General features: G+C 60.9%; 8 protein-coding genes. 1 reads left to right on the forward strand and 7 read right to left on the reverse strand.

Features of this window, described 5'->3' with window-relative positions; genetic code table 11:
* The 3 genes from JNK74_11045 to JNK74_11055 all read right to left on the reverse strand — a co-directional run.
* Window positions 1–402 (reverse strand): Gfo/Idh/MocA family oxidoreductase (locus JNK74_11045; protein ID MBL7646714.1); only part of this gene is annotated, 402 nt, incomplete at its 3' end.
* Window positions 399–1772 (reverse strand): aspartate aminotransferase family protein, encoded by a 1374-nt coding sequence (locus JNK74_11050; GenBank protein MBL7646715.1) that lies wholly within the window; start codon window positions 1770–1772, stop codon window positions 399–401. The genes JNK74_11045 and JNK74_11050, both read right to left, overlap by 4 nt.
* A gap of 84 nt (window positions 1773–1856) precedes the next feature.
* On the reverse strand, window positions 1857–2354 hold the full coding sequence (locus tag JNK74_11055) for a D-lyxose/D-mannose family sugar isomerase (protein MBL7646716.1): 498 nt from the start codon (window positions 2352–2354) through the stop codon (window positions 1857–1859).
* A 424-nt stretch (window positions 2355–2778) separates the two neighbouring features.
* On the opposite strand from JNK74_11055, the gene JNK74_11060 reads away from it, so the two are divergent.
* Window positions 2779–3861: a substrate-binding domain-containing protein gene (locus JNK74_11060; protein MBL7646717.1), complete on the forward strand. Its 1083-nt coding sequence runs from the start codon at window positions 2779–2781 to the stop codon at window positions 3859–3861.
* A gap of 8 nt (window positions 3862–3869) precedes the next feature.
* On the opposite strand, the gene JNK74_11065 is transcribed toward JNK74_11060, so the two are convergent.
* From JNK74_11065 to JNK74_11080, 4 genes are all read right to left on the reverse strand, one after another.
* A complete protein-coding gene (locus JNK74_11065; GenBank protein ID MBL7646718.1) occupies window positions 3870–5810 on the reverse strand; it encodes a hypothetical protein in 1941 nt (646 codons plus the stop codon).
* Between the two features lie 423 nt (window positions 5811–6233).
* Window positions 6234–9101, reverse strand: coding sequence for a hypothetical protein (locus JNK74_11070; GenBank protein MBL7646719.1), 2868 nt, complete (start codon window positions 9099–9101; stop codon window positions 6234–6236).
* Between the two features lie 162 nt (window positions 9102–9263).
* Window positions 9264–10664 carry a twin-arginine translocation signal domain-containing protein gene (locus tag JNK74_11075; GenBank protein MBL7646720.1) on the reverse strand — a complete coding sequence of 467 codons (1401 nt, stop codon included), beginning with the start codon at window positions 10662–10664 and terminating at the stop codon, window positions 9264–9266.
* Between the two features lie 92 nt (window positions 10665–10756).
* Window positions 10757–12304, reverse strand: coding sequence for a hypothetical protein (locus JNK74_11080; protein MBL7646721.1), 1548 nt, complete (start codon window positions 12302–12304; stop codon window positions 10757–10759).
* Between the last annotated feature and the right edge of the window lie 154 nt (window positions 12305–12458).

The raw sequence follows: 12458 nt of genomic DNA on the forward strand, positions 1-12458 counted from the left end.
CGCCACCTGGGTCACGATGTCGGGCGAGGAATTCACCAGCGCCGCGACCATATCCTGGCACTCGGCGTAGCTGCTGCCGAGGGGCTTGTCGCAGTAGATGTGCTTGCCGGCCTCGGCGGCCTTCACCACCTGATCGCGGTGGAGATTATTGGGCGTGCACACGTGGATGATGTCGATGTCGTCGCGGGAGAGGAGTTCGTCGAAGTCTGTGGTGCCGAATTCGAACTTCCCCTCGCGTACCGCCGCGTCCAGCGTCTCGGGACGGCGCACGCACACGCCTTTCAAGGCGTAGTTGATGGGCGGCTCGCTGTAGAAGAAGGGGATGGTATGGTAGCCGAAGGTATGGGTCTTGCCCATGAAGCCCCAGCCGACCACGCCGACACCGTAGACTTTGTCGCTCATCCCATCAATTCCTTCTGCGTCTCGCCGATGGCCTCGTCGATGATGTCGAGGCCTTTGAGCAGGGTTTCTTCGTTCATGACGATGGGCGGGCTCATGCGCAGGATGTGGCCCGCGGGAATCCAGGCCAGGCCCTTGGCGAAGGCCTTCTGGTAGACGAGCTCGCCCGCTTTGTCGAAGGGCGTTTTCTTGTCGCGGTCCTTCACGAGCTCGATGCCCATGAGGCAGCCTTTGGCGCGCACATCGCCGATGATCTTGTGCTCCGCCTTCATCTTCGCCATGCGCTTGTTGGCCACTTCGCCGAGGAATTCGGCGTGCTCGTTCAACTGCTCTTCTTCGATGACCTCGGTGGAGGCCAGGGCCGCCGCGCAGGCCATGGGGTTGCCGCCGTAGCTGCTGGACGCGGAGATGGCCTCGAAGGCTTCTTTATAGGGCTCGCGCACGGCCACGCAGGTGACGGGGAAGCCGTTGCCGAAGCCCTTGCCGATGGTGACGATATCGGGCACGGTGTCGTAGTGCTCCATGCAGAGCCACTTGCCGGTGCGGCCCCAGCTTGTTAACACTTCGTCGGCCATGAGAAGGATGCCGAGTTCATCACACAGCGTGCGGAGCTTGGGGAAGAAGTCATCGGGCGGCATGATGGTGCCGCCCCAGCCCTGGATGGGCTCGAGCACCCAACCGGCCACGTCGTGAACCGTGCCCTTGTCGATGTATTCGCGATAGAAGCTGATGTAGGCGTCGGTGTCGATGGAGCCATCGGCCTTCGTCCACATGGGGCGGTAAAGATCCGGGCGGGGCAGCATGTGGACGCCCGGGGCGCGCACGGCACCGTAGACGTGGGAGCGAATGTGGCCATGGGACACGGCGCCATAGGTCTTGCCGTGGTAATCGTAGAAGCAGGAGAGGGTTTCGTTTTTCTTCGTCACGGCGCGGAGAACGCGTATGCCCGCTTCGACGGCGGTGGTGCCGGAGTCGTAGAACTGGAAGCCATTGAGATCGCCCGGCAGTATCTCCGCAAGCTTCTCCACGAGCATGGTCTTGATGGGCGTGGTGAAGTCGTGGGCGTTCATCAGCTTGAAGGCGTATTTCGCGATGGCCTCGCTGATCTTCGGGTGGCAGTGACCCAGCGTGGTGACGTAGATACCCGAGGAAAAGTCGATGTATTCGTTGCCGTCCACATCGCGCAGCATGCAGCCTTCACCGGACTCGAAAGTCACGGGGAAAAGCTTCACCTGACCGCTCAGCCCCTTGAAATAGGTGCAGCAGCGATCATGAAAATCCTGCGAGATGGGCCCCGGCGCGGGAACCACCATATTGGGAAGATCGGCGCAACGGGCGTTCGCCCAGTCGAGGGAGGATTGAGTGGCAAGCATGGTGGTGCCTCCTGATGGGTAAGTTTCGGTAGTAATGCAGTGCAAAAACGGGGAAATCGCGACGGAGTCGGTGTGTTGAGCGCGCTAGAGAACGCCGCCACCGAAGTTGCCGCCGATGGGGATCTCGGTATTCTCGAAGTAGTTGTCGTCGACAAGACAGGGCGTGGAAATTTCCAGGATCAGGGCGGGCCCGATCCCCTTCATGCTGTGGGGAATCCAGGGCTCAATAAAGAGGGTATCGCCCTCGCGCAACACGCGGGTCTTGCCATTCAAGCAGACTTCGATGGCGCCCCGGGCGATGAAGAACGTTTCCGATTTGAGTTTGTGGCGGTGCATGGGGCAGGTCTGGCCGTCGAAGAGGAAGAGGTATTTCCCGCAATAGCCCGCATCCACCTCGTTGCATATCCATGCTTCGACCAAGCCGACTTCGTCGAAGCGCCCCAGACCGAAATCGAGAACGAGGGGCTGAACGTCGGGCATGGCCTGTTTCCAGAAGGACAACTGGCGGGAAAAATCGGCCAGGACCTCTTCACGGCGCTCGCCCACGAGGGAGATGCCCAACGCCTTGTCCAGTTCTTGCATATTGTATCTCCCGACTCGGCGAGCTGCGCCTTCGCCGTGCTATTGCCAGTTCGAACTTCGCAGGATGGCGCATTCCGGACCAGCGATGCGCGGCACCCGGTCCCTTTCCTTGCCGAAGACCACCGCACTGCGGGTCTTGCCCGAAGACGGCAACAGTATCGCCCGCCGACCCTTGAAAAACCGCTATTTCAGCTAAAGTGTACTTGCCGATCCAACTTGGTCGGTACAGTATCACAAAATCGACCTTCTTTCAAGAGAAAAAATTGGCGCCTTTTCTTTGGCGGTCGTGTGACCTTTCGACCATAAAAATTGTAGTGGGGACTGCGTTGTGCTATAACACAGTACCGATAGACCACAGAGCGGTCACGAGCCTTGGGCGCTGTTCCAGACGGCTCCGGGTTCCCGAATGGCTGGCAAGTATTGAATGAGCGATCCTTCCCCGAAGTACATCCAAATCAAGCAAGAAATCCTGGCCCAGATCCGGGGCGGCGAGCTGCTCCCCGGCAGCCGCATCTACTCCATCTCCGAGATTATGGAGAAATTCCGCGTAAGCAAGGTTACGGCGGTGCGCGCGCTGGCGGAGATGGAATCGGAAGGCTTTGTGCGGCGCGAACATGGCCGCGGCACCTTCGTGAGCGACCAGGACGCCGGTGTGTTGCAGATGCGGACGAGCAAGCGCGTGGCGCTGATCGTTCCGGACATGGCCAACCCCTTCAACGTGGAAGTGGTGGGCAGCGTTGAGAAGCATCTGCGCGAGGCCGGGGTTATCGTGGAGCTTTCGTGCACGGGCTACCTTGCGGACACCGAGCGTGAATTGTTCAACCGGATCATGGCGGGACAGCACGCGGCGGGGATGGTGTTGATCTCGGGTGGCGTATCCGATATGGGACTCAATTCGTCCGCGCCTTCCATACCGCTGGTGGTGATCGACCACTGTCCGGAGGACCTGGTTGACCGCTGTGTTTTCATCAATTGCGATCACTATCGCGGTGGTTATGAGGCGGGGACCCACCTTGCGGAGAAGGGCCATCGCGAGATCGGGTATGTCGATTGGGTGTTTACATCGCGGGCGCGCTTGCAGGGATTTACACAGGCGCTGGCGGAACACCGGCTGACGCTTCCCGAGAAGCGGATTTTTCCCGTCGGCGCGCACAAGCAACTCGGCCACGACTTCATCGAATTTGTGCGGCGCGAGAAGCTGACGGCGCTCTTCGCGGTGAATGACATGCTGGCGATGCAGGCGATGCAGGTGTTGCGGGCCAACAAGTTCGCCATTCCGGGGGATATCTCTCTCATGGGGTATGACGATGTGCTGGCGGCGCGCTACCTGGAGATTCCGCTGACGACGGTGGAGCAGCACGAAGAGCAGATCGGGCGCAAGGCGGCGGAGTGCATTCTGCAGCGCATGGACGCGAAGCCCTCGGGCTTTCGCCCGCGGGAAATCCTCATCGTTCCACGCGTCGTGGAGCGGGCCTCCACGGGGCGCCCAAAAGGCGGTGGCCGTTAGGGTCTCCCCTACTTCGGCAAACCTACAATGTTCGGGTCGTTCAGGGGACCGCGCCAGTACGTCGCGATGTGACTCGCGGCCAGCTCCGGGCTCAATGCGGCGCGCGCAAAATCTTCCCAGAGCGGGAGCTTGGCCAGCTCCGACTTCAGCGTGTTCAGATTCTCGTTGAAGGCTTCGACCGACGTCGCGCGGGCCATACCCAGATAGTACTTCTGCGCGAGCACGAAGCCCGAAAGCCATTCGCGGCTGCCGAGGAACTGGGGATGTGCATTCAGCTTGTCCCATGCGGCCTGGACCTCGCCGATGGCGACTTCCCTGGCGTCGTAGGTGGTGGCCGCCTGCATGGCTTCCAGGCGATCCAGCACGTTGTACAGCAATGTGCGCGCTTCGCCCGCGGCCATGGTGGCCGTGAAACGGCGGAGGGTTTCGTCGGCGGTGGCGTTCTTGTCGTAGAGAATATCGCCAAAGGCAAAGACCGACGGCTTGTTTATGTTGGCGTATTGAATGAAGAAGTTGGCGTCTTCCACGCCGCGATCCCGGGCCTTGCCCATGACCTCGGCGAGTTCATTGATCTTGAAGGAGGCGAAGGGAAACACCGACTCGCTGGGCAGACCCATGATGCTATAGAGGAAGGCGGAGCGCTTGAACTCTTTGGGATCAACCAGGCCGTTGTAAATGTTGGAGCCTTCCAGTTCGCCGGTGTCCATGATGGTGAGTTCGCGCGGGCCGAAGAGGGTTCGCATCTTGCCCAGGAACTCCTTTACGAAAGCCTGCACTTCGGCGGGGTCCTTGTAGGGAATACCGCGATCCGTGTATTCGTGAAAGCACCAGGTGGGCCAGAGCACGGCCTGGAATTCCGCACCGGGGCTGATGGTCTTCGCGAGATCGCGCACCATGGAAAATTGTTCGAAGAGGTGTTGGCCCTGGTTGGGCTTGCACACGTCGCAGAAGCAGCCGCCTGGATCGTAAAACCACACGATGTAGCCATCGACCGGACCGTAGTATTCCATCTCGAAGCGCGCCATATTCTTCGCGAGTTCGCGGCCCTCGGGCTGGGCCCAGCAGATGCTGTTGCGGCCGTAGTAACCCGTGGCGGCGAATTGGGGATCGGGCGGCAGCAGATCGACATTGGCGTGCATGGGCGCGAGCTGGTGGTAGACATGGAGACCGCGCTGGCGCGCGTACTGAAAGAGGTGGCGCATGGCCCGGTGGGTCATTTCGTTGCGCGGACGATTCTGCTCGAAGTTATCGGGATAGAGCATGTTTGCGGTCCATTGCCACAAGGAAACGCGGGAATAGCGCGCCTCTATAAGGAAATCAACATAGGCCTCCAGCTCGGGCTCGGAGAAAAACTCCAGGGAGAGACCGGGGTTCATGTGGTTGCTGTTCATGAGGTAGAGCGTGCGGTTGGGCATGGCGGGCGAAGCCACGATGGGCTGATCGGGCAGGACGAAGCCCCATTGCCCTTCGCGCCGCTCCAGGCGTCGCAGCAGATCGCCCAGGGCATAGCCCAGGCCGAGGAAGGCGCGCGGTGTGTCGCCTTCGCCGAGGCCGGCGGCGATGATGCCGCCCTCGGGAGTCGCGGTAACGACATAGGACTGGTTGCGATTATCCACATCGCCCGAAGGAGCCGTCGAAAGAACGATGGACTTCAAGTGTTCGGCCAGCGTGGCGCCGTTGCCCACGTGTATCGGCGTGCGCCCTTCCGCGACGGCAGCACCCCACACCTGCGGGATTGACGCGCCGGTGATGCGCACGACGGCGCTGGTGAAACTGCGCACGGCGATGCTCTCGGCGTCGCCCGGAAGGGCAGAGCCCGCGATCTGAGATGTGGCGGAAGGCACGAAGTGATCGGCCATGGCGGGCGAGACGATGCAGGCCGACGCGGCAAGCGCGAGGGCGATTCGCGCACTATGTATGAGGTGTTGGGGGATGCTGTACTGTTTCATGGTGAATGCCTCATAAAGTTACACTTCAGCCGAATGAAGTTGTGCTGGCTCTTCGCACAACTACGCAATCCGCGGGGTTCGATCTGCACCTTCGGTGCAATGCCGGCAGGGATGCCAGCGCTCCCAGCTTGTGCAATGCCGACAGGGATGCCAGCGCTCCCAGCTTGTGCGATGCCGGCAGGGATGTCGACGCTCCCAGCTTGTGCGATGCCGACAGGGATGTCGACGCTCCCAGTTTGTGCGATGCCGACAGGGATGTCGACGCTCCCAGTTTGTGCAATGCCGGCAGGGATGCCGGCGCTCCCAGCTTGTGCAATGCCGACAGGGATGCCAGCGCTCCCAGCTTGTGCAATGCCGGCAGGGATGCCGGCGCTCCCAGCTTGTACGATTCCCCTCCAAGGGATGGTTGGTTCCGTCTCGGCATCAATCACCGAAGCTGACCAACACCGGGTAGCGGGACATTTCGCGGTCAATCTTCACCTCTCTTGTGCCGGGCGTGATTTCGATTTTCGCGGTCTCCCCCGCATCGTTTAGGAGGACTTCAACCGTCGATACGGTGCGCGGAATGGTCAGCACGACCGGCGTCGTGGCCGCCGATACTTTCCACTGCTTCGAAATATGTAAGGGTTGCCCGTCCGTCGAGACCGCCGTGATTCGACCGCCATCGGTCAAAAAGACGGGCTCTCCACCGACCGCCACATTACCCGCCGCCTCGATGAGAGTGGGGCCTTCCGCGCCAGATTGAACCAGTACATAGCTATCCAGTTTCGCGTCGATTTCCTTGCCCTCGATCTGGGCTTTCAGATCCACGCCGGTGCGCTCGCTCAAAAAGGCGTACAGGGTGCCATTGGCCGTGGGGCGCGTGAGCACATTGATTCCGTCCGAGGGCGTGAAATCCACGCGCTGCACTTGCGCCAAGGCCTCTGCCGCCAGCGCCACGCCACTCAGCACCGTCACACCCTTTGCCTGAAGCTGGTCCAATGCGGCCCTGCCGGCATCCGTCGACATGGGCCCTGGCGCGATCACGACTTTCGCGGACTCCGGCAATAAATCTATTCCCGCTTCCTGCCACACGCCGAAGCGTACGCCCGCCATCCAGAGCTGCTTGAACATGCCCATGGCGGGCCCCAGCAGGGTCTTGGTGCTGGATTCCGGTATCACGACATAGACCGATTCCGGCTGCACGACACGCGCGAACTGTTCGCCGAACCACGACATTCGCTGAATGGCCTCTGCCGCCGCGGCTGGGAAGGGAGTACCGTGGTAGATGGAACCATAGCCCCAACCACTGGGCCAGGGCGCGATGCCTACGCCGCTCTCGCTGGCGTTCTCTCGGGCATAGTCCACGATGGGTTGAAACCAACGCGGGTCCGTGCCTTCCAGTGCGTCACGCATGGGCAGCGGCACGAAGGACGATTCGCGGGACATCCAACTGATCCCCCATTCGTAGGACATGGCCGCGCCCGCGCCCGAGGCCACGGCATAGTGCATGGCGCCGTCGTAGTGGACGGGATTGTTCCACCCGAGGTTGCCGAATTCTTCCAGGAGGAGTGGCCGGGACGAGTGGAGTGGATCGAAGTAATGCACGGTTTCGCCGATGCCTTCGGGGGAGAAATAGCCGTGCCAGGTCATTATTGGCGCTTTCGCGTTGCCCAGGTAGGCGTCGCCACCTTCACTGAGGGAAAACATGTAGCCCGGAAAGACGGGCTGCTTTCCCCCACTCTCGCGCACGGCCTTCTCCATCTCCAGACCCCAGCGTTGGAAGAGCAATGAGTCGCGTCGCTCGCCCAAGGGGAGCTTCGCTTCTTCCCATTCGCGGGCTTCGGGATCCATCTGGGTTTCGTCGGGATCTTTGATGTAGGTCTCGTTGGCAAGGTTGTAGATCACATTCCCCGCGCGCTGCCAGCGCCGCGAGAGGGTCTGAAGATACGCGCGCTGATTCGCGAGATTGCGGAGGGAGAAGCTGTAGATGTTGAAATCCTTCGGGTGTCGGAATTCGAAATCCACCATGGTTCCGTCCTGCCGCTCATAGCTCAAATCGCGGACCCACTGATTGAATACGCACAGGTCGAGTACGATCCCGTGGGACGCGGCGATCCACACGGCGGCGTCCTTGGCGCGCAAGGAGATCTCGTCGAGTGTCGGGTCGGCCCATACGCGCACGATGCGGTTGCCGGCCTGGCGCATGCCCGCGAAGTCGCGCTCAGCCAGCGCGGGACGGAAATCGCGCCAGGCCCATTCCCACCAGACATTGGAGGGGTAGTAGTGGGTACCCGCATAGAAACCCGGTTTACCGTCGAAGGCGAAGTTCGGGCCGTCGATGGTCATGATTTTCGGCGTGGTCCAGCCTTCGGAGAGGACCACGATGGCCGTTTCGCGCACTTCAATTACTTCGGGCGCGCCGAGAAGCGCCGTCTTTTCTGCCTGGGCAACGTCCTGCAGGATTTCCACGCGAATCCGGTGCAGGCCGTCTGGTCCGGAGACGGGAAAATCGCACACGGCCTCGGTGGCGCTGTTTGCCCCTGCCACGCGGCGCATCGTTGCGATGGGTCGGTACACCGTCTCGCCTGGACCCTGCACGGAAAAGCGGAGCGTCAGCGACGCGGACACATCACGTCCGTTGTACACGCGGGCACGGATTTGGGCGCGCTCTCCGGGCTGGTAGGATGCGTAATTTGTTTCGACGTATTCGACGCGCAGCGCGCTTTCGTTTCGCCTGGCAATCTGGCTCAGCAATACCGTCCACTGTTCCGCGGGCATGGCGGCGAGGGGATCTTCCAAGAAGAAGAAATAGCCCTGGCATCCTTCGAAGCGATTGCCGACGAGGGAAGGCGCGAGGTGGTTCATCAAGACGCCGGGGTAGCCGATGATCTTGCCGAAGCGGTCTTTCGCCGCGAGGACAGGCAGAAAGTCGGCGCGAATCTCTTCGTCGATGCTGTGCTTCGGGAATTCGTTCTTCGAGTAGAGAAAGGCCGAACGCGCCTTGCCCTTTGCGGAAAAACCAGGGGGCAGGGACAGCGGCGATTCACTGTACGGTGCCATGTCTACAGGGTCTGGCGACAACTCGAAGTTACCGATCCAGAAATCGGAGGGCAAGCCCTCAGGCGAACCGATCCAGACGAAAGAGCCGCCCTCCGCCGCATGGGTGACGAGGTCTTCCGCGTTGAGTGCGGAGCGCGGCACGGGCTCCAGGTTGGCCGGTAGCTTGCCCGCCAGCGCCGCCGCGAGATCCTCGGGCAGGATGACCTGCATGGCAGGCGTATCGGCGCACACTTCAGCGGACAACACCATCAATACGCTGCAAGTTAGGCGTTTAAGCCAACAAGATGGCCACTTATTCATATCATTCTCCGGGAGGTCGGTGCTCGCACGGCGCGTTGTTGAGCTGTGAATCACAGGCGGTGATTTGCCGCAGCGAATGCCACATTCCTGCTTAGGAATCGAAACGCCATTTCACGCCGACACCCAAGCCATCTTGTCAATCGATCTTGCCAGATCCTTCAGCCAGTCCGCGGGCGGATAGGGCAAGGGCATTTCGGGTGATGGGTTCGGGCGCACTGCCGCCAGTGCCTTCACTGCGCCGGCTTTGTCGAGCGTGCAGGGCAGTTCGGGGAGACGTCCATCTTCGGGCATCTGCTCCTCCCAGTAGCTGTGATTCTCTATCCACGCCATCACTTCGGCCAGCGACTCGGCATCGTCCTTGTGGGCAACGAGCTTCGCGAAGTCCCTCAGTATCGTGGCGGGTTCGGTGTCGGGTGCGTCGAGCAGGCGGCCATAGGCGTAGGTATTGGAGAGTTGCAGATACGGTAAGTAAAGATTGCCCATGACCTGATCGATGCCCGTTTCCTGCAGGCGCTGGAGGAGATCGCGGATGTAGCGCACTTCGCTGTGCACCAGACCCCACTGAGGCGCGCGGCCCGTGTCGTCGTCCATTACGAAATGGGGCCAGGCCAGCACGCCCCGACCCATGGCCTCGACTTTCTTGATGTCGTCGCGCGTGGGGAACACAGGTGTGTTCTTCTTTCCGCCTTTGGTCGTGTAGACGAGCGGTCGATAAAGGTGATGACAGGGCAGGGCGAGGTTCACATTCTTCGGCATGGCGTCGAGGAGTTCGATGACCTCGCGGGAGCCGCGAATTTCGTTATCGAAGACTTTCTCCCAGCCCTGCTCCTCGGGACCGGGGCCCCAGTAGGCGATGCACCAGGTGTTTGCATACATGCGTGCGGCGGGGTTCTTCTCCGCAAGCTTTTTTGCGAGGGTGTCCACGTAGTGCATGTAGTCCGGCACGGCACATTTTCCGCAGTGGCAGGCGCCCCAGTCCGCCGCGAACTCATCGAAGAAGTTGGCCTCCTTATAGGTATCCATATACCATTCCTGGAGGGCGATGGTCTTTTCGAAATTGCCGGGTTCTTTCGGACAGAGCTGTACCGCGCGGTTCAGCAACTGGTGGCCCGGCTCTTCGCCGTCGGGCACGGTGCTGACGACGGTGTTTGTGAGGATATAGCCGAATTCCAGGCCCAGCGAGTGGGCCAGCTCCAGCACCAGTTTGCGATCTTCGATCTTCTCGCGTTCCATGGCCGTCTGGGGTATGCGATTGAACTCCAGCATGGTGGCGAACTCGACGGCGTTCACACCACAGGCGTGAAGCCAGCGAATCTGGCGCAGCCACTCTTCGCGGCCCCAGTGCAGGGGGGCGTGGTGCTCGGGATCGACGGTGAATCCGTCGTGAAAGTAGACGCCCCGGAGCTTGAAGGGCTTCCTCGGGTTTTCATCCGGCTTTGCGAGGGCTTGGGACCCCGCCAGGGCGGAGACGGCGGCGATGGCGCATGCTTTATGAAATTCCCTGCGATTCATCTGAATTCCTCCTTCGAGGGGACGTTTGGTGTTGCTTCAGTATGCCCGGTCTTATCCTGCTACGGGGGCTGGAAAGCCCCCGCTCCACAGGGTCAGGGCATGGCTTCCAGGTCTTTTTTCATGGATTCGATAAGGCGCGGGGTGAAGGTCTCCATGCGCCGGAGTCCGTCCTGCACTTTGTCGAACATGGTTTCGCCCTCGCCCACGAAGACGTTGTTCTTCAAGGTTACCTGCGAAGCCGGCGCGTTGATCGCCCCGATAGCGGCCCAGAGCTTTCCGTCGTACCAGTTGTTTTTATACGCGTGCTGCTGTTGCCAGGCCACGTGGGCGTCGATGAAGGCCGCGAAGGCTACTTTAATTGCGGCGGGGTCCTGCGGCTGGGCAATCGCGCCCTGATAGAGCGTTTCCAGCGTGCCCATCATGTTGAGTTGAAGCTCCAGATCGAGGATGAATCGGGCCGGGTCTCCGAAGAGCAGCCCCTTGAGTGGGCCGGGAACTAAGGTGGTTTTCTTCAGGGACGCGAGGGAGGTGCGTGCGGCATCGATCGCGGCCACGTTGCCACCGCGCAAGGCTTCCCAGGCCCGGACGATGGTCTCGCCCTGTCCCGTAATCAGGTCGTTTGCGAAGGCGACGTAGTCGTCGCGGGTGCAGGTCAGTCCCTGGGCTCCCCGGGCGAAGGCGAAGGTATTGGGCAACTGCACGCAGTGGGTTTGCGAATTGCCGAGCACGCCGAGTTGTCCTTTGAGTTTGCCGCCCTCAAAGGCCGTGGTGTCACCGAAATTGGTGAGGGGAAAGCTGGGTTCGCCCTCGATCTTTCCGTAGTTGAAACTTAGAATGCGCTGGGGCATGTTGAGCGTGCTGGTCAGGTTAGGCTCGTTCATGCTGGCGATCCACCAGGGTTCGAGATGGTTCGCTGCGATCATGTGGACGGTCTGGTCAAATTCGTCTTCGGTACCGCGTTTGATCTCGCCGGTTTCATAGAAACGCGCGTAGGCCTCCCAGCCGAAGCCGGCCCAGTAGATCAGTTCCATTTCCGGGTTTAATTCGTTCATGATGTAGCGGTGACTGCGGAGAATGGAGACAAAATCCAGGTTCGTAGAGAAGGGCCATCCGCCGGGATCGCTGTCGATGATAAAGATGCCGTCGGCGTTCTTCAGGGGGGTGATGAGTTCCTTGCGGAAGGCCATCAGCTTCCCCCACTCCACGGCGTCGGCAGGATTCACGCGCCGCTCGGTGCCGAAGAAGGGACGCTCCTCAAAGGTGTATTTCGCGGCCTCGTCCTTGCCTCGATTGTTGGGACAGAGCACGAAGTAGGCGCGCATGGAAAAGTCGCTGTGGGCCATGTCTATAACCTGGCCGATACGGTTCAGGTTTTCGTGGTCGCTCGGTGTCATGGGCTCGGGGACCGTCTCCAGCACGGGCCAGATAAGCACGGTGTTGTAGCCCAGGCGCTTTATGCCGTCGAGGTAACCCCGCCAGTCGTCCAGGGTCCAGGTGCGCGCGTTGTAGGGGTGATTGTAGGACCAGTGCTGATGGACGTACATCCCCAGCATAGGGGTTTCGGGGGTCGGCGGCGCGGCATGGGCCGTGAACTCGATTCCTGCCGAGAGAAGTATGAGTCCGACGATTCTGCTTAACACAATTTGCTGCCTCCATTGGTTAGCAGGCACTCCCGGCATTCGAAAGCACCTCGGTAGTGCCCTATGTAACGTGCAACGCCCGCTCACGTCTTAAGATTATTTGTATGCGGGGCGGCGGGCGGTTGCGCCTCGCCGCCGCCCCGCGACGTGACCC

It is taken from the genome of Candidatus Hydrogenedentota bacterium, from assembly GCA_016791475.1.
GTDB lineage: Bacteria > Hydrogenedentota > Hydrogenedentia > Hydrogenedentales > JAEUWI01 > JAEUWI01.